A 25153-nucleotide genomic window follows, 5' to 3' on the forward strand; every position below is an offset into this window, starting at 1 on the left:
GGCTCTTAGACGGTTTCCGCCAGGGATGCACCAGTGCGCACGGACCGAACCGCGTCGCCCAGCGCCTTGACCCGGGCCAGCACGCGCGGCGCAACGGCTTCCCCGGCCTCCAGCGCGGCCGCGACCTCGTCCACCAGGGCCGAACCGACCACCACGGCGTCGGCCACCCGCGCGATCTCGGCCGCCCGTTCCGGCGTCTTGACCCCGAAGCCAACCGCGACCGGCAGACCCGACGCCTTGCGCACCCGCTCCACCGCCGGGGCCACGACCTCCGCGTTCGCCTCCTTGACGCCCGTCACGCCCGCAACGGCGACATAATAGACGAAGCCCGACGTCCCCTGGACCACGATCTTCAGCCGTTCGTCATCCGAGGTCGGCGTCGCCAGACGGATCAGCGAGATCGACACCTTGTCCAGCGCCGCGATCAGAGGCCCGGCCTCTTCCGGCGGGCAGTCCACCACGATCAGCCCATCGATGCCGCAGTCGGCGGCATAGGCGGCGAAGGCGTCATAGCCCAGGCTCTCGATCGGGTTCAGATAGCCCATCAGGATGATCGGCGTGACCTCGTCACCCTTACGGAACTCACGCGCCAGATCCATGGTCGAGCGCAGGCCGAAACCCGCCTTCATCCCGCGGATGGCGGCCCGCTGGATCGGCGGCCCCTCGGCCATAGGATCGCTGAACGGAAAGCCGAGCTCGATGATGTCGGCCCCGGCGGCGGGCAGGCCGGTCAGGATCGCCAGCGCCTCCTCGCGCGACGGATCCCCCCCCATCACATAGGGAATAAAGGCCGCGCGGCCCTCGGCCTTCAGCGCGGCGAAACAGGCGTCGATACGGGCGGTAGTCATTGCGGCGTGGTTTCCGAAGCAGGCTTCTCAGCCGCGGCCTGGGCGCACACGTCGCCAGGCACGACGGCGAACCCCAGATAGCCGGGCAGTTCGGCCACAGCGGTCTTGGTCGTGTCGTAGAAGGCGACCATCTGCATGCCCTCGCAACCGCCGCCCTCGCGACGCTTGATCAGGACGACGCGGTTCTCGTCGCCGCCCGCCGCCAGCCAGCCCTTGGTCGCCAGGTCGGCGATATAGGCGTCGGCGAGGGCGCCGATCTGGCCCAGGGGCGCGGTGACGCACCAGGCCCGGCTGGCCAGATTGTTCAGCCCGCCGCAATCCGGCGAAAGCTGCGCGGGCAGCAGCAGGGCGACATCGGCCGGCTGAACCTGTGTAGGCGCGACAGGCGTCTGGACAGGCGCCTGGGCCTGAACGGCGGTCGAAAGGCTCAGCACGGCGGTCGCCGCCAGCAGGCTACGGATCACAGTTCCACTCCCAGATGTTTGGCGACCTGGAAGATGTCCTTGTCGCCCCGGCCCGACATCAGCAGGACGACATCGCCGCCCTTGCCGACTTCGCGCGCCACTTCGCCCGTCCGCGCCAGGGCGTGGGCCGGTTCCAGCGCCGGAATGATGCCTTCCAGTTTCGAGCAAAGCTGGAAGGCCTCCAGCGCCTCATTGTCCGTCGCCGACCGATACTCGGCCCGGCCGATGTCGTGCAGCCAGGCGTGCTCCGGCCCAATGCCGGGATAGTCCAGCCCGGCCGAAATCGAATGCCCCTCGACGATATTGCCGTCGTCGTCTTGCAGCAGATAGGTCCGGTTGCCGTGCAGCACGCCCGACCGCCCGCCCTTCAGCGACGCCGCGTGGTCCGGCGTATCCAGCCCATGGCCCGCCGCCTCCACGCCGATCAGGCGCACGGCCTCATCCTCGATGAAGGGGTGGAAGGCGCCGATGGCGTTCGATCCGCCGCCGATACAGGCCACGACGGCCTCGGGCAGCTTGCCCATCCGGGCCATCGACTGGGTCTTGATCTCCTTGCCGATCACCGACTGGAAGTCGCGAACCATGGCCGGATAGGGGTGCGGACCCGCCGCCGTGCCGATGATGTAATAGGTGTCCGAGACGTTGGTCACCCAGTCGCGCATCGCCTCGTTCATCGCGTCCTTCAGGGTCGCAGCGCCGGCCGTGACCGAGAAGACTTCCGAGCCCAGCAGACGCATGCGGAACACGTTCGGCTGCTGCCGCTCCACGTCCACCGCGCCCATATAGACGGTGCAGGGCAGGCCAAAGCGCGCCGACACCGTCGCGGACGCCACGCCGTGCTGACCGGCGCCCGTCTCGGCGATGATCCGCGTCTTGCCCATGCGCCGCGCCAGCAGGATCTGGCCCATGCAATTATTGATCTTGTGCGCGCCCGTGTGGTTCAGGTCCTCGCGCTTCAGCCAGATCCGCGCCCCGCCGAAATGTTCGGTCAGCCGCTCGGCGAAATACAGCGGGCTCTCGCGCCCGACATAATGGGTCAGGAACCCGTCCAACTCGGCCTGGAAGCTCGGGTCCGCCTTGGCCGCTCTATAGGCCGCGTCCAGCTCGTGGATCAGCGGCATCAAGGTCTCGGCCACGAACTGCCCGCCATAGGGACCGAACCGCCCCTGCGCGTCCGGCCAGGCATAGGCGTTGGACAGCGGCTGAGCAGGATCAGGGGTATGGATGGGGGTTTGAGCGTTCACGGTTTCGACTTTCACGCGGAGAGGCGTCGTAATTACGTCCGGCGCGCGTTTTGGATGAAGGCCGCGATCCGGTCGGCGTCCTTAACACCCGGCGCGCTTTCGACGCCAGAGGAGACGTCCAGCATCGGCGCCCCGGTGATCCTCAAGGCCTCGGCCACATTGTCGGGATTCAGGCCGCCCGCCAGGAACCAGGGATGGCGAAACGCCCGGTCCGCCAGCAGGTTCCAGTCGAAACTATGCCCCACCCCGCCGGGCAGGACCGACCCTTCCGGCGGCTTGGCGTCAAACATCAGATGATCGGCGTGATAATCCCACTCGTCGGCGGCGGCGAAGTCGTCGCCATGCCGGATCGGCAGGGCCTTGATCACCCCGGCCCCGGTCAAGGCCCGCACCTGCTCCGCGCGCGCCGGGGTCTCGGATCCGTGCAGTTGCACGAAATCCGGCTTCAGCGCCCTTGCGATCTCTTCCAGCAGGCCGTCGTCCGGATCGACCGTCACCGCCACGATCTTCGCCCGCCCCCGCGCCCGCTCGAACAGACGCGCCGCCGCCTCCGGCGCCAGATGACGCGGGCTCTTGGGAAACACCACCGCCCCCACGAAGTCCGCCCCGCCGTCCAGCGCGGCATCCAGGGTGTCGGGCGTCGTCAGGCCGCAAATCTTGATCTTGATCGTCATGGCGTGATCACCGTCAATCCGATGTCTGTGGCGACCGTGGCCATGTCCTCGTCAAGGGTCGCCAGGCTGCAGCCATGCCTCGCCGCCAGCGCGAGATGAAGCGCATCGGGAGCGCGCAATCTCACGTCGTTTTTCACCAGGCGCCGCGCTTCCACCATGTCACCGTCAACCACAGAAAGGACGACCCTGCCTCTCAACCATTGGTCCAGTAGCAGTTCGAACTCGCGCCGATCCCTGTCGCGCAGATTGCGCATACGCGTCTTCACCGCCAAGGCGGAGGAAAACTCTGTGAGGGTCCAACTGCTTATGACGAAGGCATCGACACCCGCGATCCAGACCGACGCCCGCTCGGTGTGTTTGTCGTTCTGAAATAGGGACATCAGGACGCTAGTGTCCAGATAGACGGTCAAATCTCTTCGTCCCGCATCCGGCGCAAGAGGGTCACAGAATCCATCTCCGCTTCAGACTTGATCCGCACACGTTTCAGCCAGTCCATGTCCATCGGCCCTGACGTGGGCTCGACCTCCTGCGCCGGCTCCAGTCGCGCCACAGGCACGCCGCGCCGCGTGATGGTCACGGCCTCACCCGCCAACATGCGATCCAGCAGCTTGGGCAGGTTGTTCTTGGCTTCGGCGACGGAGTAGCTGGACATGGCCATCAAGATAGCCATCTGATCATCCAATGTCCAATCAGACGAAGATCGACGCGATCTCCTCCGGCGTCAGCAGCCGCCACTGGCCCGGCGCCAGATCGGCCGGCAGCGTCAGGCCGCCCAGCCGTTCGCGGTGCAGGGTCTCGACGTGGTTGCCGGCGGCGGCGAACATGCGCCGCACCTGGTGATAGCGGCCCTCCGTCACCGTCAGCAGGGCCTCGGTCGGGGACACCACCTCCAGCACCGCCGGCGCCAGCGGCTTGTCCTCGCCCTCCAGCACCAGTTCGCCCGAGGCGAACAGCGCCCCTTCCGTCCCGACCAGCGGCCGCGCCAGCCCGGCGCGATAGACCTTGGCCACATGGCGTTTGGGACTGATCACCCGGTGCAGCAAATCCCCGTCATCGGTCAGCAGCAGCAGGCCCGTGGTCTGCTTGTCCAGCCGCCCGATGGTCGAGATGGCCGGATCGCGCGCCCGCCAACGTCCCGGCAGGATGTCATAGACCAGCGCGCCCTCTTCCTTGTGCGAACAGGTCATGCCCAGCGGCTTGTTCAACAGGATCACCATCCCCTGAACCGGGTCCAGCGGCTCGCCGTCGATCTCCATCCGGCTGGGCAGATCCGCCGTCACGGCGATCCGCTTCGACACGTCCGTCAGGTCCGCGCCGTCCAGAACGATCCCGCCCGCCTTGGCCATCCGCGCCATCTCGGCCCGCGAGCCATAGCCCATCGATCCCAGCAGGCGGTCGACGCGAGAGGTGGGTGTCTTGGTCACGCCGCACCCCCAAAACCCGTCATCCTAGGGCTTGTCCCTAGGATCCATACCCCCGGTGCGTCCGCAGACAGCACGACCGTCGAACACCGGGCGTATGGATCCTCGCCACAAGGGCGAGGATGACGGTTTAAAGCAGGGCGGCTCACTTCACCGCCTCGAACAGCTTGTACCCGCCCGAATCCGCGACCAGCCGCACCCGGTTGAACGCCGTATTCAGCTCAGCCTCGTACGGCAGGTGCCGGTTCGCCACGATCCAGGCGGCCCCGCCCTTCTTCAGCAGTTCGGCGGCCTTGCGGATAAAGGCCTGGCCCAGCCGGCGATCCTCCGCCCCGCCGTCATGGAAGGGCGGATTGCTGATGATGAAGTTCAGCTCGCCCTCCGCCACCATCGTCCGCACATCCGCCCATTCGATGGTCGCGCGCGGGTCTTCGACGTTCTTCCGCGCCGCCTCAACCGCCCGGCGGTCCAGGTCGATCAGCCTCAGCGACGTCACCGCCGACGACCGCAGAGCCACCGTCGCCAGCGCTCCATAGCCGCAGCCCAGATCGACGCCCGCCCCCTTCAGCGCCGGCATATGCTGCGCCAGCAGGGCCGAACCCACGTCGATCCGGTCCCAGGCGAACACGCCCGGCTGCGACCAGGCCTCCAGCCCCGGCACGATCCGCGCCGCGCCCTCGGCTATGGCCTCGTCGATCCCGGCCATCGTCTCGGGCTTGATCACGATACAGCGGCGGTGGTGCGCCTTGGCCGTCTCGCCGACCTCGACGCCGAAGCCGGTCAGCTCCTTCTTCAGCCGCGACCCGCCCTTGTCCTTCAGCGCCATGACGTCCAGCCGCCCGCCGACCTTCAGCGCTCTCAGCGCCAGGGCCAGGGTGTAGCGCCGCTCCAGCACGCCGGGCGGGGCGTAGATCATGATGTCGTCGACCGAAGCCTCGGGCACGGTCTCAAGCGCGGTGGAGCCGGGGATCAGAGGCGAGGTCTGGATCGCGGCGCCCGCTCCAGTGCTGGGTGGATCGAAGACGACCGGCGGTCGGCCGTAAAGAAGCGTGGTCATGCCCGCCCCTTAGAGGTTGGGGACGAAAATCGCCAGCCGCTGGAGGATGACCACCAGGAACATCGGCACGATCAACGCAATCGCTTCAGGGCCAACGCAAGCCAGGATCCGATGAATGGAGAAATGACCGCAGATATCATCACAAAAATATTTACCCGGCCATTTTCCAGTAGAGACGCCAAGTATGTTCCCGCGAACATCACAGATACGAAAAGGCCGCAAAACCACGCCGACCTCGTAGTGTACATCTCAAATCGCACTGACAAAATCACCGCACCGATCAAGGCGAACAGTGGAAACCACACCCATTTGCTCAGCGGCAGCAACGTCCAGTCCATCTGACAATCCCCATCGCGCCGCTAAATGCTCCAGGTCGTCAGCCGACGAGCCAGAATTTCACCCACAGCTAGCGTCCAGCTCAGAACCCGGCCTGCAACAGCGCCAGCCCGACCACCCCGACCACGATCCGCCACCAGGCAAAGGGCGCAAACCCGTGCTTGGACACGAAATCCAGCAAGAACCGCACCACCACCAGGGCCGTCAGGAAGGCCACCAGGAAGCCCACCGCGATCAAGCCGACGTCGCTGAAATCCAGCGTCTTGTGGTTCTTCAGCAGGTCATAGGCCACCGCCGCCCCCATGGTGGGCAGGGCCAGGAAGAAGCTGAACTCGGCCGCCGACCGCTTGTCGGTCTTCAGCATCAGGCCGCCGGCGATGGTGGCGCCCGAGCGCGACACGCCGGGGATCATGGCCAGGCACTGGAACAGGCCGATCAGGAAATAGATTCGCATCGGATACTGGTTGGCGTCCAGCCACTGGGGCCGCTTGTCCATCCGGTCCAGCGCCAGCAGGATCACCCCGCCGACGATCAGGGCGACGCACACCACCTGCGGCGTCTCGAACAGCACGGTCTTGATGAAGTCATAGGCCAGGAAGCCGATCACCACCGCCGGCGCGAACGCAACCAGCAGGCCGATCAGGAATCGCCGCGCCTCAACATCAAAGGGCCAGCGCGTCGCCAGGGTCCACAGCCGCTTGAAATAGACGCTGACGATGGCCAGCAGGGCGCCCAGTTGGATAACGATCTCGAACGTCTTGCCCGAGCTCTCGAACCCCATGAAATGGCCGAGCAGAAGCATGTGCCCCGTCGAGGACACCGGAATGAACTCGGTCAGTCCTTCGACCAGACCAAGAATGATCGCCGCAAGCCAGTCAGACATGTGATCCCCTGAGAGCCGGGGTGTTCAGTGGGAGCCCGGCTCAGGCCCCACATAGCGCAATCTGGCCCGGATAGGCGAGCCGTCCGTGGCCTGATCCACCGCATGGGCCAGCAGACCGATCAGACGCCCCAGCACCAGCAGGTCGCCCGCCCCCGTCGGCCCCAGGTCCAGTCGCCGCGCGGTCAGGGCCAGGGCCAGGGCGAAACTCGCCGCCTGTCCCCCTGCCGCCTCGCCCTCGCTCAACACCGCCCTCAGGTCGGCGGGCAGGTCCGCAGGCTCCAGCAGGGCCGGAACGCGCGGATCGACCCGACCGAACTCGGCCGCCGCCCCGAAACCGGGCACGCCGCCCCTCAGCCCGATCCAGCGCCGGGCCGCCCCGTCCGGATCGCGCCGCGCCTCGCCGACATAGGCGGTCACCTCGTCCATCTCCGTCAGCGCCCGGCCCGACAGGGTCGTCACGCCCGCCATCACCGCCCCGGCCAGGGGCGCCCCGCCGCCGGCCGCCGCCCGCGCCGCCAGCACGGCTTCATCCAGACCGCACTCGGCCCCCAGGACCAGGGCCCGGCGGATCAGATGGCTGTCGCGCTCCGCGGTCTTGAACCCGCGCGCCAGCCGCTGGTGCAGATAAAGGCGCGGGCCCGGGCCGGACACGCTGTCCACCACCTCGCTCAGCAGCGAGGCCGCCTCGCGCTTCAGGCTGGCCGCGTCATGCGCCCGCAGCGACCGGTCCTCGATGGCGCGCCGACCCAGCACGGCCAGCACCCGCCTCTGGGTCGCGCCGCCGACGATGGGATCGATCCGGGGCTTCAACTCGGCGAAGGGATCGGCCTCGCGTGCGTCCCACAGGGTGCGCGCCGCCGCCTCCGCCGTGACGGCCTCGGACATCTGGACCGTGTCCAGACCGCGATAGAACAGCCGTCCGTCGACGATCAGGGACACCGACGACTGGATGTCCGCCTCGCCGCGCGCCGCCGCCCCCACGACCGGCCGGCGCACTTCAGACGCCTCCGCCTCCTCGCCCTCGCCGCACATCCGCGCGACGTCGGACACGGCGTACAGGCTGCGTCGGGGATCCGTAGGGTCCGGCCGGGCCGCGATCCGACCCCGGCTGACATAGGCGTACAGGGTCTGGGCCTTTACCCCCAATCGGGTCAGGGCCTCGCTTCTCGCGATCCAACGTTCGTCAGCGCTCATGTCGTCTCCACGACCGATGCCACAAGTAGAGAACGGAAACCGACATAGCGCCGTTTCATGTCCTTAACGCTAACGCTCCGCTTGATCCAGTTGGGGCGTTCGATTTGCTCCTGCTCGACGTCCCCCGGTTGGCTTTCCGCCACGATTGCGCGACAAGGGAGCCTGATGACGACGCCGCCCGCCTCTCCGCCTGCGCCCACGCCGATCGAGGACGCCCATCTGGCGACCCGGCGCATCACGCGTCTTTCGGTCGGCGTCGCCCTGGTCCTGATCGCGCTCAAGGCCTTCGCCCTGGGCGCCTCGGGCTCGGTCTCCATCCTGGCCAGCCTGGCGGACTCGACCCTGGACCTGATCGCCTCCCTCGCGACCTTCTACGCCGTCCGCTGGGCCGCCGCCCCGCCGGACGAGCACCACCGCTACGGCCGGGGCAAGGGTGAGGCCCTCGCCGCCCTGGTCCAGGCTGGCCTGGTCTTCGCCTCGGCCGTCTTCATCGGCTGGGAGGGGCTTCAGCGCATCTTCGACCCGCGCCCCGTCGCGTCCGGCGGCTGGGCGAGCGGGGTGGTGATCGTGTCCATCGCCATCACCGCCTGGCTGGTCTGGATGCAGACCAGGGCGCTGAAGAAGACCGGCTCAATGGCCGTCGCGGGCGACCGCGCCCACTACGCCGCCGACCTGGCCGCCAATCTGGTGGTGCTGATCGGGGTGATCTCGGGCGCCTTCCTGAACGCGCCCGGCCTGGACGCCGCCGCCGGCCTGGTGGTCGCCGTCTGGCTGTTCTGGGGCGCGACCGGCATGCTGAAGGCCGCCGCCGACCATCTGCTGGACCGCGCTGCGCCTGAGTCCGACCGCGTCGCCGTCACCCACGCGGTCCTGGCCGATCCGCGCATCTCGGGCGTCCACCAGCTGCGCACTCGCATGGCGGGTCAGGTGATGATGGTACAGATGCACGTCGATCTGGATCCCGAACTGACGCTGGACGCCGCCCACGCCATCGTCGTCGAGGCCGAAAACCGCATCCTCAGCCACTATCCGACCGCCGACATTCTGATCCACGCCGACCCGCGCGGCCGCCCCCGCCCCCAGCCGGCCGAGACAGCGGGCGCCTCGCCCCCGTCAGACGCCGCACCCGAGGTCAAAACCGACACCCAGGCTCCGCTCCAGCCCCGTCCCAAAGGCCCCTGGTCCTGATCCGGTAAACGGACATTAACGGATGCCGGCGCAGTAAGCGGTGATGTCCGAGTCCAGCGTCCTGTTCCATTTCGCCTTCCAGCCCGCCTCGCGCGCCGCGCGTCTGGCCCTGGGCGAAGCGCGCATCGAATGGACCGACACCCCGGTTCGTCCGTGGGAGGACGACTGCCCCGTCAATGACCTGAACCCCTCGGGCCTGCCGCCCGTGGTCCAGACCACCGACCGCGGCCGCCCCCTGACCCTGTGCGAACTGCCCGCCGTCCTGGGCTGGATCGAGGATCAACAGAAATCACCCCTGCTCCTGCCCGCCGACCCCGCCGAACGGGCCGAGGCGCGCCGCCTGACCGGCTGGTTCGAGCGCCGCTTCACCGACGAGGTCGACGCCGTCCTGCTGCACGAGCGGATGGAGAAACCCCTGCTCAAACTGGGTCCGCCCGAGGCCCGCGCCCTGCGCCACGGCCGCGACGCCCTCAAGTCCCATCTCGCCATGCTGGAAGAGCTGGTCGCCGCCCGCGACTGGCTGGCCGGCCGTAGGCTGAGCCAGGCCGACCTGATCGCCGCCGCCCACCTGTCGGTTCTCGACTATTTCGGCGAGGTCCAGTGGGCCAACTGGCCGTCGCTGAAGACCTGGTACTCCAAACTCAAATCCCGCCCCTGCTTCCGCCCCCTGCTGGCGGACCGCTTCGTCGGCGTCCCCCCGTCGGCCTGGTACGCCGACCTGGATTTCTGACCCGGATCAGGCCCCATCTAGACGGCGGGCAACGGCTCCGGCTCGGTTCCCGCTTCGAGGTGCTTGACCGAAACCTTCGTGCCGGGCGCAAGGTCCTCGACGGTGATCGACGCCGCCAGTTGACTGGCCAGAGCCGTTACGATGGCCGTTCCCAAACCCGACTCCGCCACGCCCCGTGTCTTCGGCATGCCGACCCCGTCATCCGAAACCGCCAGTTCCCAGCCCTCGGACCGCGACCGGTAATCGACGCTCACGACGCCTTTACGGCCTTTCGGAAACGCGTGCTTCAAGGCATTGATCACCAGTTCGGTGACGATCAGTCCGACGCTGACCGAGACCTCGGAATCCACCGTGCTTCCGTCGCCGTCCACCTCGATCCGCAACTGCTCATGGTCGGCGACCATTGACGCGGCGATGCTGTTGCACAGCTGCGTCAGATACGGCTTGAGCGCCACATCCCCCACCTGGGTCAGGGAAAGCTGCCGCTGGACCTCGGCCACCGACAGGACGCGATTGTGCGCCTCCGTCAGGTGCGCACGGCTCTCGACCGACGCCACCTTTCGAGCGGACTGAAGCAGCACGCTGGCGATGATCTGCAGGCTGTTGGCGACGCGATGCTGGACTTCCTGCAAAAGGACCTCCTTCTGCCGGACCAGATCGTCCATCTTCCTTTGGGTGGCGTTTAACGCGGTCACATCCACGATGGTCAGCAACAGCCGCACCGGCATGGCGTCGGAAAACGCCAGCCGCTCGGCATTGAGGCGCAGGCTGCGCGGTGCGGCGCCCTTGACAGACATCTCCAACTGATAGTCCGCCACCTCGGCGTCGCCCGAGCCGACCGCCTCCAACAGCGAATGCAGCCGGGGCAGATTCCATTCGCCGTCGCCGAGGGCGAAGATCGAGCGCCCTCGCACGGCGTCGCTGTTCAGTGCGAACGCCTGGAGAAAGGTCTCGCTGGCTGCGACGACCGTGAACTGCTCGTCCATCAGAAGCAGCGGCGCGCGCGACACGGCAATGACCGCCAAGGCCAAGGCGCCGCCGACTTCCGTCGTGTGAGATGTGGGAGCCATGGCCTCCCTTTCCGATCCCGTCGCGACATCCAGATTGGACATCAAGCCTCGGGTTCAGACGCGCCGAGGCGTCCTTGGCTCACCCTAGCATGAGCAGGGCGCAACCACGGCATCGAATGATCGCCGCGTCAGACGCGAAGATCGGCGCCCCCTAAAGCGCCTCCGCACCCAAGCGCGCGATCCACAGCTTCGCCCGGCTGACCAGTTCGTCCTTGCGCCTCAGATCCGAAATATCCTCCGGCAGGCGGTCCAACTGCTCGAACCGGAAATCCTCGGGCGCATGCGCCTTCCACGCCGCCTGTAGTGACCGATAGGGGCTGCCGCCATGGCGCAGCGCGAACCACAGGCCGTTCTGTTCGGTGTCGATGTGGCGGCTCTTGCCGACCCAGACCTGGCCCGTCGCGCTGCAGATCACGGCATAGACCCCGGCGATGATCGGCCGCTCCTTGTATGCGGCGATCAGGGTCTTGCGATTTGGCAGGGTCATGGCGCTCTCTCATTTATCCGGGTATAAATGTGACAGCTAATTTCATCCGGGTAAATACATGAGCGACGAAGATCGCGATCTGGTTCTGTTCGACGGCCCCCGCCGCATCGCCAGAGGCTCGGACGCCGCTGTGGCGGCCGGCTTCCGCAAGGCCCTGGCGGCGTCGCCTCAAGCCGCGCTGCGCGTGTTCGATCTGGCGACCGGTCGGCCGGTCGACCTGCACCTCAGCGAGACAGAACCTGCTCCGGCTCCCAAGCGCGGCCGTCCCCGCCTGGGCGTCGCCGCGCGCGAGGTCACGCTCCTGCCCCGTCAGTGGGACTGGCTGGCGACCCAGCCGGGCGGCGCCTCGGCCGCCCTGCGACGTCTGGTGGACCAGGCCCGCAAGACCGGCGCGGACGACGACGCGCGACGCCTCCGCACCGACGCCGCCTATGGGTTCATGGTCGAGATGGCCGGCGACGCCCCCGATTTCGAAGAGGCCAGCCGCGCCCTGTTCGCCGCAGACCGCGACCGTCTCGCCGCACTGATCGCGCCGTGGCCCGCGGACATCCGCGCCCAAATCCTGGAATTGTTCGACGGCGAGGCCGCATAGACTCGCCTCTCCCTCCCCCTGCGGGGGAGGGGGGTCGCGCAGCGACCGGGTGGGGTCGGCCAGGCGCCAGCGCACCGCTCCCCCTAAAACCCGTCACCCTGGGGATTGCGCCCAGAATGACGACGAGAGAGAGACAACGAGAGAGACGGCGCCTTGCCCTTCCCACCCGGCTTCGCTCCGCTTCGCCCCCCTCCCCGAACGGGGAGGGAGAAAACTATGCTATCCCCCGCCCGTGTCCGACCGCCTGAAAACCTTCATCCGCCAGCGCGCAACCGAGCTCGGCTTCGACGTCTGCCGCTTCGCTTCGGCCGCCGACGCCTGGCCGGCGGGCGAGCGGCTGCGGTATTTCGTGGACGAGGGCCGGCATGGCGACATGGAATGGATGGAAACGACGCTGGACCGCCGCCAGCATCCCACCGCCATGTGGGACGAGGCGAAAACCGCCATCGTCCTGGGCATGAACTACGGCCCCGACGACAACCCGCTGGACCAACTGGCCGACCGTTCGGCCGCCTATATCTCGGTCTACGCGCGCGGCGACGACTATCATGAGGTGATCAAGGGCCGGCTGAAACAGCTGGCGGGTCAGATCGCGGCCCGCAACGGCGCCGATATCAAGGTCTTCGTCGACACCGCCCCGTTAATGGAAAAGCCGTTGGCCCAGCGCGCCGGACTGGGTTGGCAGGGCAAACACACCAATCTGCTCAGCCGCACCCACGGCAACTGGCTGTTCCTGGGCACGATCCTGACCGCCGCCGAGATCGAACCGGACGCGGCCGAGACCGAACACTGCGGCCGCTGCACCGCCTGTCTCGACGCCTGCCCCACCAACGCCTTCCCCGCCCCGTTCCAGCTCGACGCCCGGCGCTGCCTCTCCTACCTGACCATCGAATTCGCCGGTCCCTGGCCGGTCGAGTTCCGCCCCCTGACCGGCTCGCGCATCTATGGCTGCGACGACTGCTTAGCCGTCTGTCCGTGGAACAAGTTCGCCCAAGAGGCGCGCGAGATCCGGCTGCAGCCGCGCCCCGCGTTCGACAGCCCGCGCCTGTCAGACCTGCTGACTCTCGACGACGCCGCCTTCCGCACCCTGTTCACCAAGAGCCCGGTCAAGCGGATCGGCCGCGACCGGTTCCTGAGGAACGTCCTCTATGCGGTCGGCAATTCCTACGACCCGACCCTGATCGCCCCGACGCAAGCCCTGCTGGCCGACCCCGCCCCCCTGGTGCGCGGCGCCGCCGTCTGGGCCCTGTCGCGCCTGATGGCCCCGGCCGATTTCGCCGCTCTGGCCCAGGCGACCGCTGAAACCGACCCCGAGGTTCTGCGCGAATGGCAGGGCTTGCGCGCCTAATTTCTGAACGAAAGAATCGCCTTTTCAACGACTTGGAATTCGGTTCGCGCCTTTACCGCGCCCAGGTCCAGGCCGGGATATAATCCGCCCCGGTCTTTGACATCGTTCTCAGCGTTTCAGCCTGCGCCTGGCACAAATGGCGCCTTTGGCGCCCTTGGCACGCAATTTTGCAGTGCCAACCTCGTCTCCGTGTGTGTGGCGACGGTCTGCCCTGCTTTCCTCTTTCGTCATTCCGGGCGCAGCGTAGCGGAGACCCGGAACCCAGCGGCGCCGAAGGCGAAATCTATCCGACGCACGATGCTGGACCAGCGAGTCCGCGACAGGTTCGCGCTCTCGCGCGCCGCTGGGTTCCGGGTCTGCGGGCCAAGCGGCCCTCCGCCCGGAATGACGAAAGAGGGAGGCCCGTTGAGAGCGGGCATGGCGCCTCCCCATAAAGCAGGAATGAGACGCCCTTCACTCACCCCATACCGGTCCCGACGCCCGATCCGCCGCCCGGCACGGGCGCCACATCCAGCAGCTTCAGCCGGAAGATCAGCACGGCGTTGGGCGGAATATCGCTACCCCCGCCCACTTCGCCGTAACCCAGGGCCGGCGGCACGAACAGGATCCACTCGTCGCCCACGTGCATCTTCTGCAGGGCCTCGGTCCAGCCGGGCACGACGGTCTCGGGCGTGAACACCGCCGGCGCCCCGCGCGCGAACGAGCTGTCAAACACGGTGTCGTCGACCAGCTTGCCCTCGTAATCCACCTTGACCAGGTCGTTGCGATCCGGGCTGACGCCGCCGGCAGCGCCCGACTGAACCACCCGGTACTGCAGCCCGCTCGGCAGGGTCACGACGTCCTCTGCCTTGGCGTTCTTCTCCATGAAGGCGGCCGCCTCGGCCTTGCCCGCGTTCGGATCGACCGGTTCCGACCGGCCGCAGCCGACCAGCATCAGACCGGCGACGACGGCCGCCTTACCCCATCCGAAGTTCATAGCCGCGTTCCTTCAAGGCCTCGCCGATCTCGTCGGCGTGGGCGCTATCGCGCGTTTCGACCATGATGTCGAACTCGGCGCCCTTGGCCGGCACGTCCAGGGCCAGACGGTTGTGGACCACGTCGATGATATTTCCGCCCAGGCCCCCGATCACCGCCGCCATGGCCGACAACATGCCCGGCCGGTCGTCGCCCAGGATGCGGTAGACGATCAATCTCCGTTCACGGACCATCTCGCGATTGAGCACCACGGCCAGCATCCGCGCATCGATATTGCCGCCACACAGCTCCAGCCCGACCTTCATTCCCTTGAACCGCTCGGGATAGGCCAGCAGGGCCGCCAGACCGCCCGCGCCCGCCCCCTCCGACACCGTCTTCTCATAGGTGACATAGTGGGCCACCGCCCGTTCGAAGTCCGCCTCCTCGCAGACGAAGACCTCGTCCACCAGCGGATCGGCCAGGGCGAAGGGGATCTCGCCGACCGCCTTGATGGCGATGCCCTCGGCGATGGTCTGGCCGGTGCAGACCGGCGGCTTGCCCGCCCGCCGCGCCGTAAAGGACGGGTATCGCGCCGCCTCGACCCCGAACACCTTGATGTCCGGCTTCATCGCCTTGGCCGCGATGGCGCAGCCGGCGATCAACCCGCCCCCGCCGATGGGGATCAGCAGGGCTTCCAGGTCCGGCGCGTCCTCCAGGAACTCGATGGCGCAGACCCCCTGGCCCGCCACGATCCCTTCGTCATCGAAAGCCGAGACGAAGACGAAGCCCTTCTCCGCCTCCAGCCGCTTGGCCTCCTCGGTCGATCCGGTGAAGTCCAGCCCCTCGATCACCACGGTCGCCCCATGGGACCGGGTGCCGTTGATCTTGGCGAAGGGGGTTCCCTCCGGCATCACGATGGTGACCGGCACCCCCAGCCGCCCCCCGTGATAGGCCAGGGCCTGGGCATGGTTCCCGGCGCTGGCCGCCACCACCCCGCGCTTGCGCTCCTCCGGCGTCAGCATCAGCAGCCGGTTCAGCGCCCCGCGCTCCTTGAAGCTGCCGGTGAAGTGCAGATTGTCGAACTTGACCCAGACTTCTGCCCCGGTCAGCTGAGACAGCTTGCGCGAGTAGCGGGTCGGGGTGCGATCGACCTGACCGGCGATTCGGCCCCTGGCCGCCTCGATATCGGCGAAGGTGACGGTCATGGGCGCACTCCAGTACAGCGGGCCGGGCGGCGCGCCCGACGAATTCTCCCGCCTGTTTCGCGCTTTGTCGGTTCCGGGTCCAGAGGGTGCAACCTTGACCGTGGAACAGGCGTTGTCGCTCGTGCGATAGAGGGCCGTCGCACCCCCGCGACCGGTCCACGATCATTCCGGCCCCCGCCTCCCCCAAGGGCGGACCGGATTTCCGGAGGAAGCCCATGTCGATTCGTCCCCTCGCCCCCCGCGCCGTTCTCGCCGCCGTCCTGGCCGCCGCCGCCGTATCGGCCTGCGCCCCCACGACCTATCCCGGCGGCGCACCCGTCAGCGGCCCCGCCGCCTTCAACCCGGCCGACTTCGCCTGGTCGGAACGCTCGGGCCAGGCCGCCATCGAGGGCCGCGTCGCCTATGTCCAGGACGGCAAGACCTATGCCTGCGTCGCCTCCGCCGGCCTGACGCCCGACACCCCCTACACCCGCGCCCGCTTCCGCACCCTGTACGGCTCGACCGAGCGGGCCGCCGTCCCCGCCGCCGTCGTCCGCGCCCGCACTGTGCCGGACGCCAACGCCAACTACACCGGCTTCGTCCGCTCCGAGCCCTGCGCCAACGGCCGCTTCCGCTTCAGCGGCCTGCCCGACGGCGGCTGGTTCCTGATCGTTCCGGTCCGCACGGGCGACGAAGCCCCCCTGGTGCTGATGCGCCGCGTTGACACCCGGGGCGGCCGCGTCGTCAATGTGACGCTCTAGTTCGGTAAGCCTGTCCCGTAAGGGTTTTCAGTAAGCGTCTTCAGTAAGCGTTCCCATCCGCCCCGGCCTTCGGCCGCTCTGGGGATCCACCATGAGACTCGCCCTGATCGCCGCCGTCGCCACGGCCCTGTCCTCCGTCCCGGCTGCGGCCCAGACCTGGTACGAGCCGCCGACCCGCTACGACCACGGGGCCTATCAGGGGCGGGACAACTATCGCTCCCCGAATTACGGCGCCAGGGACTACGGCGCCCGCTACGACTTCAACGGTCAGGCCGACCGCCCTGGCGACTATCGCTGCGACGCCTATTGGGACGCCGGCCGCACCGACTGCGGCGCCGCCTGGCGCGATCAAAGGCCGGTCCATCCGCGCCGCTACCGCGCCTCAGCCTATGATTACGGCCCGGGCGTCTATCCCGGCGCCTACGGTCGCCCGGATCTTGTCTATCCCGGCGGCGGCTCGACCTATGGCCATGGCGAGCGCGACGCGCGACGCATCGACTGGTGCCGCAGCGCCTACCGCTCCTACGACCCCGCCAGCGGCTATTACCGGACGTATGACGGGCGGCTGGTCTTCTGCGGCTGACCTCGCTCACGAAGATGCGACCCCGGTAACGCGGATCGCCATCTTCTGACCACTCCGACCCCGGACAGATCCCCGCTCACGAGACAGTCGGGGAGCGCCTTCTTGTCCCAGCACAACATCATCGGGTCCGAGGCCTTTACCCGAGGCCCCATGATCCTGATCCGCAAATACCGCGCAGGCGGCGCGCGGCGCCGTCGCGCCCGCACCGCCACGGCCTTCGTCGCCGGGGCCGCAGCCATGCTGATCGCCGGCGTCCTGGGCGCCGCCGCCGTCTTCGGCCCCGGCCTCGCCGCCGGCTAGATCAGGCCAGCCACACCATCATCCGCGTATCGGCCTCGGCCCGCCGCGCCCGGCTCCAGGCCCGACGTGTCTCGCCGGTGTAGAGGAAGCCCGCCTTCTCCAGCACCCGCCCTGACGCCGGATTGTCGGCGAAATGCCCCGCCACCAGCGCCCGCCGCTTCCACTTGCGGCTGGCCCAGACCAGGGCGGCGTCCAGGGCCTCGGTGGCGAAGCCCCGCCCCCAATACTCCCGCCCGATCCAGTAACCGGCCTCGGGCACCCGATCCTCGCCTTCAAACAGGCCGATGACCCCGACCGGTCCCGCCGCCTCGTGCTCGATGACAAAGGTGTTGGCCCGCGCCGGATCCTGCGACGCGACCTGCAACACGAAGTCGTCGGCGTCCTGGACGCGGAACGGATGCGGCATCCGCTTGGTCATCCGCGCAATGTCCAGATCATTGGCCAGCGCCGCGATTCGGGGCGCGTCCTGCGGCGCAGGCGCGCGCAGCACCAGACGCCGCGTCTCGACGACGGGGGAGGTTTCTATGACGCACATGGGCGATCGCCTCTCTCAGTGACCGCCTCCTTGGAGGGCTCGGACGGTCTTCGAGGCGGGGAAACGCAAACGGGGAGCCTGGTGATCCAGACTCCCCGCGGAATATCTTCCCTGGTCCGGATCGGCTGCTTGAAGGAGCAACGCGATCCGGAGATTTCCAGACTGCGTTACTCGGCGGCGAGCGCCTGAGCGGCGTCGTCATTCGCCGCCAGGATCGACACGTAACAACGGCCGCCGGCTTTCTTGGTGAATTTCACCGCGCCGTGCGTCAGGGCGAACAGGGTGTGGTCACGGCCCATGCCGATGTTCTCACCCGGGTGGAAGGTGGTGCCGCGTTGGCGCACGATGATGTTGCCGGCCAGCACGCGCTCGCCGCCATACTTCTTCACGCCCAGGCGCTTCGACTCGGAGTCGCGACCGTTACGCGACGAACCACCGGATTTCTTGTGAGCCATCTTGCCGCTCCGTCTTTCCTGAGTGTCCTACCGGCCTTTCGGCCTGCTTGAGGACGTCTCTCTTAACTGGTCTGGCGCTGTGAGGCGCCGGTGAATGTCTTAGGCTTCGTCGCCGGCGGCTTCAGCCTTGGGCGCGGCCTTCTTCTTGGCCGGGGCCTTCTTGGCGGGAGCCGAGCTCTCGACCACGACGCCCTTGACCTCGGCGCCGTCCACGTCGGTCACGACCGTCTCTGTCGAACCCAGCGAAGAGGTCGCGCCCCGGGTGGCCAGGTTGCGAGCCCGCAGGTTGATCTCGGCCTTGGTCGTCAGATCGACCGTGCCGTCCCACTTGGCGGTCTCGCCGGCGCCTTCGATGCCGGTGATGCGCAGGACCGATTCCATCTGGCGGTGGCCGTTGGTGCGGCGATAGCCCTGACGACGGGTCTTCTTGAAGATCTTGATCTTCTCACCCTTGCGGGTCTCGACCAGGGTTGCGCCGACGAAGGCGCCGTCGATCAGCGGAGCGCCCAGGGTCACGCCCTTTTCGCCGCCCAGCATCAGGACGCTGTCGAACTTCAGCTCCGAGCCGGCGTCGCCATCGAGCTTTTCGACGACAATCGTATCGCCCGGTTGGACCCGGTACTGCTTGCCGCCGGTCTTGATCACCGCGTACATGTTGAAGCCTCAGCGCAAACGCAAAAATGAAGACGCCCTCCGGAGAGACCCCCGGGGGCGAAGAGCGGCGACATATACGGAAGGGCGTCTCGGAGTCAACGCCGCACACGGCGGAAATTCAGGCGTCGCAGCATTTCGCCCCATGATCTAGCGCCCCTCGACCAATCCGGTAAGGTCGCAGCCTGCATGAAATTCGGGGACAAGATCACATGACCACCGTCGCTAAGGGCGGCCAGGATTCGCGCACGGCCGCCGCGCGTCGGATCGTTTCGCATGTTGCGGAACATCTGCAGGCCGATCTGTCGTTGCAGCTCTGGAACGGCGAAGTCCTTCCTCTGGGCCCCGACGCCCGCGACGACATCCGCATCGTGCTGTCCTCCCCCTCCGCCGTACGCCGGCTGGTGCTGAAGCCCAGCCTGATGACCCTGTTCGAACTCTACGCGACGGGCGACGTGCGCATCGAGGGCGGCTCGCCCCTGGAAGCCGCCGATCGCTGGAACCATGGCCGCGCAGTCCACCTGCCGCGCCGGGTCAACAAGGGGCTGATCGCGCGCGCCTTGCTTCCCTTCCTTTGGGCCGGCCGGACCCGCACCGTCGGCGACGCCGCCTATGATCCCACCGGCGAGGCCGGCCAGCGCAAGGACAAGTCCGCTCGCACGGACAAGGACTTCATCGCCTTCCACTATGATGTCGGCAACGACTTCTACGGCCTCTTCCTGGACCCGGAGATGGTCTACTCCAGCGCCTGTTACGCCGACGCGGACCAGTCGCTGGAGGACGCCCAGACCCGCAAGCTGGACCTCATCTGCAGGAAACTCCGCCTCAAACCCGGTCAGACCCTGCTCGACATCGGCTGCGGCTGGGGCGGTCTGTCCTGCTGGGCGGCCCGGCACTATGGCGTCAAGGTCCACGGCGTGACCCTGTCGGAGGAACAGCTCGCCTTCGCCAACGCCAAGATCGCCCGCCTCGGCCTGCAAGACCGGATCACCCTGGAGCTCAAGGACTATCGCGACCTGGAGATGACCGGACAGTTCGACGCCATCAGCCAGGTCGAGATGTTCGAACACGTCGGCTTCGCCAACCACGACCGCCATTTCCTGGAGATGCATCGTCTGCTGAAGCCCGGAGGCCTGTATTTCCACCAGGCCTCGGTCCGGCGCGGCGGCCGCGATATCGGCAACATCACCCCCCAAACGACGGCAACGCGCACAATCGGCCGCTTCATCTTCCCGGGCGGAGAACTGGACACCATCGGCATGACCGTAACCAACCTCGGCCGCCTGGGTTTCGAGGTGCTGGACGTCGAGAACCTGCGCGAACATTTCCAGGCCACCACGGCCGAGTGGTCCCGCCGCCTGATGGCCCGCAGGGACGAGGCCATCGCCATGGTCGGAGAGGAGCGCACCCGCCTGTGGCTGATCTTCTTCGCCATGTGCGCCAAGGGCTTCGAACGCGGCTCCATCCTCGTCTACCAGACCGTGGCCCAGAAGCGACGCGCCGGTAAATCGGGATTGCCGCTGGACCGCGCCTCCCTCTATCGCTGACAGCAGCTAGTCCAGCGCGCAGATGTCCGGAAGCCCCCGCAGGCCGCCTGCATTGTCCAGCCCGTAGCCGACCAGAAAGCGGTTCGGCGCCTCCCAGCCGACGAAGTCCGGCTCGGGCGCTCGGGGGGCGGGCCAGGGCTTGCGGGCGAAGACGCAGGTCAGGACTTCGGACGCTCCGGCCTCGCGAGCGATCCGCACAGCCTCGGCCAACGACAGGCCGGTGTCGAAGACGTCGTCGAGGATCAGGACCTTTCGACCGGCGATGGGACGCTGGAACGGCGCATAGACGTCGATCTTGCCGCGGCTGGTCTTGTCGTCGCCGTATGAGGCCAGCCACAAAGCGTCGAACCGGACATTGCGACCGACGCGGGACAGGGCGCGGGTCAGATCGGCGGCGAACCATAGACCGCCGGTCAGCAGCACGGCGGCGACCGTCTCATCGTCGATGACCGGCGCGATGCGCGCGGCGAGATCCGCCACAACGCGGGCGATGTCGGCCTCGGCCAGGAGGACGGTCGGCGCGGGAGAGGGATCAGCCATGCGAGGCGGATACCGCCTCGCCATGACCTCTGTCCACCACGGGAATGGGCCGGGCCTCGATTGGAGCGCCCGCGCCGCGCCCGCTGAGCCCTGGCGCCACGGCCGAACGCAGGCCGTTTGAGGCGGGCGCAAGCTCCGCATGGGCGTCTGCCGGAGCATGGTCTGCCGGGGCGGCATGAGCATCGACCGGCGCATGCGCGTCAGCCGGGGGATGCGCCGGGGCGGCGTGATCCTCGCCATGATCTTCCCCATGCGCCTTCGCCGGCGCGGCGTGGCCCTCAGCGCCGTGATCCTTGGCCGGCTTGGCGTGGGATGGTTCCGCCGTCACGAAGTTGACGCCGATATCGGCCGCGTGACCGCCGGGATCGGGGATGAGCACAGCGAACCCCTGCACCTTTCCGGGCAGGACCGGCGCGGCGTCGATGGTCACGATCTTGAACCCGACCTCGGCGCCATGCTCGTCCAGCAGGGCAACGCGGACCGGCGGGGCCACGATCTCGGCGTCGCGGACGTTGCGTAGAGCGCCCGAGACCAGAACCATCCCCGGATGGGCGGCGACCTCCTTGGCGGTCATGGCCTCGAAGTCCAGGCCGACAGGGTTCACAGGCGCGCCGACGGCGGCATAGGCGGCGGCGGCGCGTGGGAAGGCCTCCACCACCTCGATCCGGAACAGGAAGGCAGAGACGATCACGCCGACAAAGGCGCTGGCCAGGCCCGCCCAGACCACGCCATGCGCGGCGGCGCGGCGCAGGCGACGCTGCTGTTCGGCGCGGGCGCGGAAAGCCTTGGGCAATTCCGGCGCCGGGGTCTCGGCTAGACTGGCGGGTTCGGAGGCGGCGTCCGGCTCGGGCGTGGAGATGACGCGGGGCTCGGGCGCGACGTTCAATTCCAGGGGTTCATCGCTGGTCGCACGCCAGACTTCGCCGCACGATTTGCAACGCACCTTGCGCCCGTTCGCGCCCATGGCGTCGTCGGGAATGAAATAGCTGGTGGCGCAGGCGGGGCAGGTCAGTATCATGTGGCTGACTGCGAGGCTGTCGCCCCCTCCTGTAAGGCGCGATTTCGCACCCTGTCCCTGAAACAAAACTCAATGCCGTCCTCGCCAACCAGCGCCGCCGATGCCGCCCCCGTGACCGAGACCGTCCGCCTGTCGGGCGTGGGTTTCGGCTATGCGGACGCGCCCGACGTGCTGCGAGACGTTAACCTCATTCTGACGCGAGGCTCTTTCCACTTCCTTACCGGGCCGTCCGGAGCCGGAAAGTCTTCGCTGTTGAGGCTTTTGACCCTGGCCGACCGGCCGACCACAGGGACCGTCCGCCTGTTCGGAGCCGATGTCTCGGACATCGACCGGCGCGACATCCCGGCCTTTCGCCGCCGTATGGGTGTGGTGTTCCAGGATTTCCGCCTGCTGGACCATCTGTCGGCCTTCGACAACGTCGCCCTGCCCCTGCGCCTGGCGGGCGGGCGCGAGGCCGACTACGCCGCCGATGTGGAAGAAATGCTGAAATGGGTCGGCCTGGGCCGGCGGATGGACGCCCGTCCCCCGGCCCTGTCCGGCGGCGAGAAACAGCGGCTGGCCATCGCCCGCGCCGTCATCACCCGCCCCGGCCTGATCGTCGCAGACGAACCGACCGGCAGCGTGGACGCCGTCATGGCTGACAAGCTGTTGCGTCTGTTCCAGTCGCTGAACCGGCTGGGCGCCACCGTCCTGATCGCCAGCCACGACCAGGCCCTGGCCGAACGCTCGGGCGCGCAGGTGCTGCGACTGGAACAAGGCCGGCTCAGCAAGGCCCGAAGGGTCGCCGCATGATCCGGCTGTCCGACTTCCGCTTCTCGACAGGACGCCCCGGCCTGCTGCCGCCCGCCGCCGCAGGCGAGCCCTGGTTGATGACGGTCATCGCCGTTTTGTGTTTCCTGGCCTGTCTCGCCGCCGTCGCCGCCTCCGCCGCCGACCGGGCCGCCCATGGCTGGGCGCGCCAGCTGGGGTCCGAAGCGACGGTCCAGGTGCGCCCCCGCGTCGGCGAGAGCGGCGACACCGCCGCCGCCCGCGCGGCCGAGACCCTGTCCGGCGTTGAAGGAGTCGAAGAGGCGGCGGCGCTGGACCGCAAGGCGGCCGAGGATCTGTTGCGCCCTTGGCTGGGTGACGCCGTCCTGCCCGATCTGCCCATGCCCCATCTGGTGACGGTGCGTCTGAAACCCGACGCTCCCGCCAGCGCCGTGACCCTGAGCCGCGCCCTGGCCGAGGCCGGGCTGGACGCCACGGTCGACGACCACAGCCTTTGGCGCGGCGAGGTCGAACGTTCCGCCGCCCTGATCACCACCCTGGCCGGCGCCGCCTTCCTGGCCACCGCCTTCGCCGCCGCCGCCGCCATCGCCTACGCCACGCGCGCTGGTCTGGCGGCCGGGCGCGGCGTGATCGAGACCCTCAGCCTGAACGGCGCGACGGACGGACGCATCGCCTGGCTGTTCCAACGGCGTTTCGCTCTGATCGCGGCCGGCGCCGGCGCGATCGGGGCCGGGGCGGCGGGCCTGCTGCTGGCCTTCCTGCGGTTCTTGGGCGGTTCGGACGGCCTGACACAGGCGCTGCCGGTGACCTGGGGCGACCTGCTGCTGCTCTCGCCATGTCCGCTGCTGGCGGCTACGGTGGCGCTTGTCGCGGCCAGATTCGCCGCCATGCAGGTGCTGGGCTCAGGCAGGAGGAAGGCATGAGGCTACTCGCCGTTGTCGGCATCGTCGTCCTGATCTGGCTGGTTGGCCTGTTCGCCTTCGCGCACCGGGTGCGCGAACTGACCCCCGCCGAAGACCCAGTCGCCGCAGACGCCATTGTGGCCCTGACCGGCCCGTCGGCCGAGAGGGTCAACGCCGCCATCCGCCTGCTGGAACAGGGCAAGGGCCAGCGCGTCCTGATCTCGGGTGTCAATCGCGAGGTCCGTCGTCGCGAACTGCGCGAGTTGACGCCGGGCTCCAGCCGCCTGTTCAACTGCTGTGTCGACCTGGGTTTCGAGGCCGAAGACACCGTCGGCAACGCCCAGGAAATCGCCGCCTGGGCGCGGTCCAAGGGCTATGACGACCTGATCGTTGTCACCTCCGACTATCATATGCCCCGCTCGCTGGTGGAGATCCGCGGCCAGCTGCCGGGCGTTAAACTGACGCCCTATGCGGTCTCCACGCCGTCCTTGGACAACCGGCATTGGTGGCGTGCGACGGTGACTGCGCGGCGCATGACTCTGGAATACATGAAATATCTCGCCGCACTGGGCCGCGAAGGCGTCCGTCGCCTCAGTCGCGACGCCCCTGTGTCCGACGTTGGGTCCGACGTTGGGTCCGACATCCCTGTCTCCGACCTTCCCCCCGAAAAGGCCCCTGCCTAAGTGAACACCCTGCGTTCCCTGCTCTTCACCGCCTGGCTCTATCTGTCGATGCCGATCGTCGCCATCGGCCTGTCGCCCATCCTTCTGGCGCCGCACCCTTATGCGCAGGGCGTCTGCAAACTCTGGGCGAAGATCGTCCTGTTCGGCCTGCGCTGGATCGCCGGGGTGAAGGTCGAGGTGCGGGGACTGGAGCACGCGCCGTCGGGCGCAGCCCTGATCGCGTCGAAACACCAGGGCATGCTGGACATCGTCGCCCTGCTCGCCGTCCTGCCCGACGCCTGTTTCGTCATGAAGAAGGAACTGATGCCCCTGCCCTTCTTCGGCTGGTTCGCTTGGAAGGCCAAGATGATCGCTGTGGACCGCGCCGGCCACGCCAGGGCGCTGAAGGACATGACCCGTCAGGCCCGCGAGCGCCTGTCTGAGGGCCGCCAAATCGTCATCTTCCCCGAGGGCACCCGCAACGACCCCGGGGTGCCCGGCGACTACAAGCCCGGCGTCGCCGCCATCTATCGCGATCTGGAAGGCCCCTGCTGGCCCGTCGCAACCAACTCCGGCGTCCACTGGCCGGCCCACGGCTTCCGGCGTTATCCAGGCAAGGTGGTGTTCGAATTCCTGGAGCCGATTCCCGCCGGACTGAAGCGCGGCGCGATGATGGCGTTGCTGGAAAGTCGCATTGAGACGGCTTCGACTGCACTCTTGGAGCCAAAGGCACAGCTCGAACGTATGGGGTGACCGA

Annotated in this window: 32 protein-coding genes; 13 read left to right on the forward strand and 19 right to left on the reverse strand. The window is 68.0% G+C overall.

Features of this window, described 5'->3' with window-relative positions; translation table 11 throughout:
• Window positions 1–5: 5 nt before the first annotated feature.
• The 8 genes from trpA to PKE72_RS02290 form a co-directional block, all read right to left on the reverse strand.
• Window positions 6–848: a tryptophan synthase subunit alpha gene (gene trpA, locus PKE72_RS02255; RefSeq protein WP_271163841.1), complete on the reverse strand. Its 843-nt coding sequence runs from the start codon at window positions 846–848 to the stop codon at window positions 6–8.
• Window positions 845–1312 carry a hypothetical protein gene (locus PKE72_RS02260; RefSeq protein ID WP_271163842.1) on the reverse strand — a complete coding sequence of 156 codons (468 nt, stop codon included), beginning with the start codon at window positions 1310–1312 and terminating at the stop codon, window positions 845–847. Before PKE72_RS02260 ends, trpA begins: the two co-directional genes overlap by 4 nt.
• Entirely contained in the window at window positions 1309–2511 is a 1203-nt protein-coding gene (gene trpB / locus PKE72_RS02265; protein WP_373878064.1) for a tryptophan synthase subunit beta, read from the reverse strand. Before trpB ends, PKE72_RS02260 begins: the two co-directional genes overlap by 4 nt.
• A 77-nt stretch (window positions 2512–2588) precedes the next feature.
• Window positions 2589–3230 (reverse strand): phosphoribosylanthranilate isomerase, encoded by a 642-nt coding sequence (locus PKE72_RS02270; RefSeq protein WP_271163843.1) that lies wholly within the window; start codon window positions 3228–3230, stop codon window positions 2589–2591.
• Entirely contained in the window at window positions 3227–3640 is a 414-nt protein-coding gene (locus tag PKE72_RS02275) for a type II toxin-antitoxin system VapC family toxin (protein ID WP_271163844.1), read from the reverse strand. Before PKE72_RS02275 ends, PKE72_RS02270 begins: the two co-directional genes overlap by 4 nt.
• Window positions 3637–3900 carry a type II toxin-antitoxin system Phd/YefM family antitoxin gene (locus tag PKE72_RS02280; protein ID WP_228185843.1) on the reverse strand — a complete coding sequence of 88 codons (264 nt, stop codon included), beginning with the start codon at window positions 3898–3900 and terminating at the stop codon, window positions 3637–3639. The genes PKE72_RS02275 and PKE72_RS02280 overlap by 4 nt, the downstream gene beginning before the upstream one ends.
• 19 nt (window positions 3901–3919) lie before the next feature.
• Window positions 3920–4654 carry a pseudouridine synthase gene (locus PKE72_RS02285; protein WP_271163845.1) on the reverse strand — a complete coding sequence of 245 codons (735 nt, stop codon included), beginning with the start codon at window positions 4652–4654 and terminating at the stop codon, window positions 3920–3922.
• A 142-nt stretch (window positions 4655–4796) separates the two neighbouring features.
• Window positions 4797–5708 carry a class I SAM-dependent methyltransferase gene (locus PKE72_RS02290; RefSeq protein WP_271163846.1) on the reverse strand — a complete coding sequence of 304 codons (912 nt, stop codon included), beginning with the start codon at window positions 5706–5708 and terminating at the stop codon, window positions 4797–4799.
• A gap of 123 nt (window positions 5709–5831) precedes the next feature.
• Here PKE72_RS02290 and PKE72_RS02295 point away from each other — a divergent pair, with 123 nt between their 5' ends.
• Window positions 5832–6050 carry a hypothetical protein gene (locus PKE72_RS02295; RefSeq protein WP_271163847.1) on the forward strand — a complete coding sequence of 73 codons (219 nt, stop codon included), beginning with the start codon at window positions 5832–5834 and terminating at the stop codon, window positions 6048–6050.
• A 76-nt stretch (window positions 6051–6126) separates the two neighbouring features.
• Here the strand turns inward: PKE72_RS02295 and PKE72_RS02300 are convergent, their stop codons facing one another.
• Both PKE72_RS02300 and PKE72_RS02305 read right to left on the reverse strand, forming a co-directional pair.
• A complete protein-coding gene (locus PKE72_RS02300) occupies window positions 6127–6927 on the reverse strand; it encodes an undecaprenyl-diphosphate phosphatase (RefSeq protein WP_271163848.1) in 801 nt (266 codons plus the stop codon).
• Window positions 6928–6951: 24 nt separating this feature from the next.
• On the reverse strand, window positions 6952–8121 hold the full coding sequence (locus tag PKE72_RS02305; protein WP_271163849.1) for a citrate/2-methylcitrate synthase: 1170 nt from the start codon (window positions 8119–8121) through the stop codon (window positions 6952–6954).
• Window positions 8122–8286: 165 nt separating this feature from the next.
• Between PKE72_RS02305 and PKE72_RS02310 the strand changes: the two genes are divergently transcribed.
• Window positions 8287–9309: a cation diffusion facilitator family transporter gene (locus PKE72_RS02310; RefSeq protein WP_271163850.1), complete on the forward strand. Its 1023-nt coding sequence runs from the start codon at window positions 8287–8289 to the stop codon at window positions 9307–9309.
• A gap of 43 nt (window positions 9310–9352) precedes the next feature.
• On the forward strand, window positions 9353–10039 hold the full coding sequence (fzlA, locus tag PKE72_RS02315; RefSeq protein ID WP_271163851.1) for an FtsZ-binding protein FzlA: 687 nt from the start codon (window positions 9353–9355) through the stop codon (window positions 10037–10039).
• Between the two features lie 17 nt (window positions 10040–10056).
• Here fzlA and PKE72_RS02320 read toward each other — a convergent pair whose 3' ends face one another.
• Window positions 10057–11070 carry a sensor histidine kinase gene (locus PKE72_RS02320; RefSeq protein WP_271163852.1) on the reverse strand — a complete coding sequence of 338 codons (1014 nt, stop codon included), beginning with the start codon at window positions 11068–11070 and terminating at the stop codon, window positions 10057–10059.
• A 190-nt stretch (window positions 11071–11260) separates the two neighbouring features.
• Entirely contained in the window at window positions 11261–11596 is a 336-nt protein-coding gene (locus tag PKE72_RS02325) for a GIY-YIG nuclease family protein (protein WP_271163853.1), read from the reverse strand.
• A 58-nt stretch (window positions 11597–11654) separates the two neighbouring features.
• Between PKE72_RS02325 and PKE72_RS02330 the strand changes: the two genes are divergently transcribed.
• Window positions 11655–12188: a DUF2239 family protein gene (locus tag PKE72_RS02330; protein WP_271163854.1), complete on the forward strand. Its 534-nt coding sequence runs from the start codon at window positions 11655–11657 to the stop codon at window positions 12186–12188.
• Between the two features lie 232 nt (window positions 12189–12420).
• Window positions 12421–13536 carry a tRNA epoxyqueuosine(34) reductase QueG gene (gene queG / locus PKE72_RS02335; RefSeq protein ID WP_271163855.1) on the forward strand — a complete coding sequence of 372 codons (1116 nt, stop codon included), beginning with the start codon at window positions 12421–12423 and terminating at the stop codon, window positions 13534–13536.
• Between the two features lie 457 nt (window positions 13537–13993).
• Here queG and PKE72_RS02340 read toward each other — a convergent pair whose 3' ends face one another.
• Window positions 13994–14512 (reverse strand): FKBP-type peptidyl-prolyl cis-trans isomerase, encoded by a 519-nt coding sequence (locus PKE72_RS02340; RefSeq protein ID WP_271163856.1) that lies wholly within the window; start codon window positions 14510–14512, stop codon window positions 13994–13996.
• Window positions 14493–15695, reverse strand: coding sequence for a threonine ammonia-lyase (locus tag PKE72_RS02345; protein ID WP_271163857.1), 1203 nt, complete (start codon window positions 15693–15695; stop codon window positions 14493–14495). Before PKE72_RS02345 ends, PKE72_RS02340 begins: the two co-directional genes overlap by 20 nt.
• 215 nt (window positions 15696–15910) lie before the next feature.
• On the opposite strand from PKE72_RS02345, the gene PKE72_RS02350 reads away from it, so the two are divergent.
• The 3 genes from PKE72_RS02350 (at window position 15911) to PKE72_RS02360 (ending at window position 17318) form a co-directional block, all read left to right on the forward strand.
• Complete coding sequence (locus PKE72_RS02350) at window positions 15911–16435, forward strand: hypothetical protein (RefSeq protein ID WP_271163858.1); 525 nt, start codon at window positions 15911–15913, stop codon at window positions 16433–16435.
• Window positions 16436–16526: 91 nt separating this feature from the next.
• Window positions 16527–17018 carry a BA14K family protein gene (locus PKE72_RS02355; RefSeq protein WP_271163859.1) on the forward strand — a complete coding sequence of 164 codons (492 nt, stop codon included), beginning with the start codon at window positions 16527–16529 and terminating at the stop codon, window positions 17016–17018.
• 102 nt (window positions 17019–17120) lie between these two features.
• A complete protein-coding gene (locus tag PKE72_RS02360; RefSeq protein WP_271163860.1) occupies window positions 17121–17318 on the forward strand; it encodes a hypothetical protein in 198 nt (65 codons plus the stop codon).
• Between the two features lies 1 nt (window position 17319).
• Here the strand turns inward: PKE72_RS02360 and PKE72_RS02365 are convergent, their stop codons facing one another.
• The 3 genes from PKE72_RS02365 to rplU all read right to left on the reverse strand — a co-directional run bounded on the left by PKE72_RS02365 (window position 17320) and on the right by rplU (window position 18962).
• Window positions 17320–17853 carry a GNAT family N-acetyltransferase gene (locus PKE72_RS02365; protein ID WP_271163861.1) on the reverse strand — a complete coding sequence of 178 codons (534 nt, stop codon included), beginning with the start codon at window positions 17851–17853 and terminating at the stop codon, window positions 17320–17322.
• Between the two features lie 167 nt (window positions 17854–18020).
• Window positions 18021–18308 (reverse strand): 50S ribosomal protein L27, encoded by a 288-nt coding sequence (gene rpmA / locus PKE72_RS02370; protein WP_267515499.1) that lies wholly within the window; start codon window positions 18306–18308, stop codon window positions 18021–18023.
• 99 nt (window positions 18309–18407) lie between these two features.
• Window positions 18408–18962, reverse strand: a complete 555-nt coding sequence (gene rplU, locus PKE72_RS02375; protein WP_271163862.1) for a 50S ribosomal protein L21 — start codon at window positions 18960–18962, stop codon at window positions 18408–18410.
• A gap of 209 nt (window positions 18963–19171) precedes the next feature.
• Here rplU and PKE72_RS02380 point away from each other — a divergent pair, with 209 nt between their 5' ends.
• Window positions 19172–20506 carry an SAM-dependent methyltransferase gene (locus tag PKE72_RS02380; RefSeq protein ID WP_271163863.1) on the forward strand — a complete coding sequence of 445 codons (1335 nt, stop codon included), beginning with the start codon at window positions 19172–19174 and terminating at the stop codon, window positions 20504–20506.
• Window positions 20507–20512: 6 nt separating this feature from the next.
• On the opposite strand, the gene PKE72_RS02385 is transcribed toward PKE72_RS02380, so the two are convergent.
• Window positions 20513–21046 carry a phosphoribosyltransferase gene (locus PKE72_RS02385; RefSeq protein WP_271163864.1) on the reverse strand — a complete coding sequence of 178 codons (534 nt, stop codon included), beginning with the start codon at window positions 21044–21046 and terminating at the stop codon, window positions 20513–20515.
• A complete protein-coding gene (locus PKE72_RS02390) occupies window positions 21039–22064 on the reverse strand; it encodes an MJ0042-type zinc finger domain-containing protein (protein ID WP_271163865.1) in 1026 nt (341 codons plus the stop codon). The genes PKE72_RS02385 and PKE72_RS02390 overlap by 8 nt, the downstream gene beginning before the upstream one ends.
• A 72-nt stretch (window positions 22065–22136) precedes the next feature.
• Between PKE72_RS02390 and PKE72_RS02395 the strand changes: the two genes are divergently transcribed.
• Genes PKE72_RS02395 through PKE72_RS02410 form a run of 4 tightly spaced genes read left to right on the forward strand, consistent with a single transcriptional unit; the run spans window position 22137 to window position 25149 of the window.
• Window positions 22137–22856 carry a cell division ATP-binding protein FtsE gene (locus tag PKE72_RS02395; protein WP_271163866.1) on the forward strand — a complete coding sequence of 240 codons (720 nt, stop codon included), beginning with the start codon at window positions 22137–22139 and terminating at the stop codon, window positions 22854–22856.
• Window positions 22853–23755: a cell division protein FtsX gene (locus tag PKE72_RS02400; RefSeq protein ID WP_271163867.1), complete on the forward strand. Its 903-nt coding sequence runs from the start codon at window positions 22853–22855 to the stop codon at window positions 23753–23755. Before PKE72_RS02395 ends, PKE72_RS02400 begins: the two co-directional genes overlap by 4 nt.
• Complete coding sequence (locus tag PKE72_RS02405) at window positions 23752–24417, forward strand: YdcF family protein (protein ID WP_271163868.1); 666 nt, start codon at window positions 23752–23754, stop codon at window positions 24415–24417. The genes PKE72_RS02400 and PKE72_RS02405 overlap by 4 nt, the downstream gene beginning before the upstream one ends.
• Window positions 24418–25149, forward strand: coding sequence for a lysophospholipid acyltransferase family protein (locus PKE72_RS02410; protein ID WP_271163869.1), 732 nt, complete (start codon window positions 24418–24420; stop codon window positions 25147–25149). It abuts the gene before it with no gap.
• Window positions 25150–25153: the final 4 nt, after the last annotated feature.

This window comes from Brevundimonas intermedia, assembly GCF_027922165.1.
In the GTDB taxonomy this organism is placed as follows: domain Bacteria; phylum Pseudomonadota; class Alphaproteobacteria; order Caulobacterales; family Caulobacteraceae; genus Brevundimonas; species Brevundimonas intermedia.

Coding starts and splice junctions, on each gene's coding strand:
- PKE72_RS02390 (WP_271163865.1), bottom strand. CDS start 22,064: ATGATACTGACCTGCCCCGCCTGCGCCACCAGCTATTTCATTCCCGAC.
- PKE72_RS02395 (WP_271163866.1), top strand. CDS start 22,137: ATGCCGTCCTCGCCAACCAGCGCCGCCGATGCCGCCCCCGTGACCGAG.
- PKE72_RS02385 (WP_271163864.1), bottom strand. CDS start 21,046: ATGGCTGATCCCTCTCCCGCGCCGACCGTCCTCCTGGCCGAGGCCGAC.
- PKE72_RS02350 (WP_271163858.1), top strand. CDS start 15,911: ATGTCGATTCGTCCCCTCGCCCCCCGCGCCGTTCTCGCCGCCGTCCTG.
- PKE72_RS02400 (WP_271163867.1), top strand. CDS start 22,853: ATGATCCGGCTGTCCGACTTCCGCTTCTCGACAGGACGCCCCGGCCTG.
- PKE72_RS02355 (WP_271163859.1), top strand. CDS start 16,527: ATGAGACTCGCCCTGATCGCCGCCGTCGCCACGGCCCTGTCCTCCGTC.
- PKE72_RS02325 (WP_271163853.1), bottom strand. CDS start 11,596: ATGACCCTGCCAAATCGCAAGACCCTGATCGCCGCATACAAGGAGCGG.
- rpmA (WP_267515499.1), bottom strand. CDS start 18,308: ATGGCTCACAAGAAATCCGGTGGTTCGTCGCGTAACGGTCGCGACTCC.
- rplU (WP_271163862.1), bottom strand. CDS start 18,962: ATGTACGCGGTGATCAAGACCGGCGGCAAGCAGTACCGGGTCCAACCG.
- PKE72_RS02310 (WP_271163850.1), top strand. CDS start 8,287: ATGACGACGCCGCCCGCCTCTCCGCCTGCGCCCACGCCGATCGAGGAC.
- PKE72_RS02365 (WP_271163861.1), bottom strand. CDS start 17,853: ATGTGCGTCATAGAAACCTCCCCCGTCGTCGAGACGCGGCGTCTGGTG.
- PKE72_RS02345 (WP_271163857.1), bottom strand. CDS start 15,695: ATGACCGTCACCTTCGCCGATATCGAGGCGGCCAGGGGCCGAATCGCC.
- PKE72_RS02290 (WP_271163846.1), bottom strand. CDS start 5,708: ATGACCACGCTTCTTTACGGCCGACCGCCGGTCGTCTTCGATCCACCC.
- trpA (WP_271163841.1), bottom strand. CDS start 848: ATGACTACCGCCCGTATCGACGCCTGTTTCGCCGCGCTGAAGGCCGAG.
- fzlA (WP_271163851.1), top strand. CDS start 9,353: ATGTCCGAGTCCAGCGTCCTGTTCCATTTCGCCTTCCAGCCCGCCTCG.
- PKE72_RS02300 (WP_271163848.1), bottom strand. CDS start 6,927: ATGTCTGACTGGCTTGCGGCGATCATTCTTGGTCTGGTCGAAGGACTG.
- PKE72_RS02405 (WP_271163868.1), top strand. CDS start 23,752: ATGAGGCTACTCGCCGTTGTCGGCATCGTCGTCCTGATCTGGCTGGTT.
- PKE72_RS02340 (WP_271163856.1), bottom strand. CDS start 14,512: ATGAACTTCGGATGGGGTAAGGCGGCCGTCGTCGCCGGTCTGATGCTG.
- PKE72_RS02295 (WP_271163847.1), top strand. CDS start 5,832: ATGACCGCAGATATCATCACAAAAATATTTACCCGGCCATTTTCCAGT.
- PKE72_RS02270 (WP_271163843.1), bottom strand. CDS start 3,230: ATGACGATCAAGATCAAGATTTGCGGCCTGACGACGCCCGACACCCTG.
- PKE72_RS02330 (WP_271163854.1), top strand. CDS start 11,655: ATGAGCGACGAAGATCGCGATCTGGTTCTGTTCGACGGCCCCCGCCGC.
- PKE72_RS02380 (WP_271163863.1), top strand. CDS start 19,172: ATGACCACCGTCGCTAAGGGCGGCCAGGATTCGCGCACGGCCGCCGCG.
- PKE72_RS02280 (WP_228185843.1), bottom strand. CDS start 3,900: ATGGCTATCTTGATGGCCATGTCCAGCTACTCCGTCGCCGAAGCCAAG.
- PKE72_RS02305 (WP_271163849.1), bottom strand. CDS start 8,121: ATGAGCGCTGACGAACGTTGGATCGCGAGAAGCGAGGCCCTGACCCGA.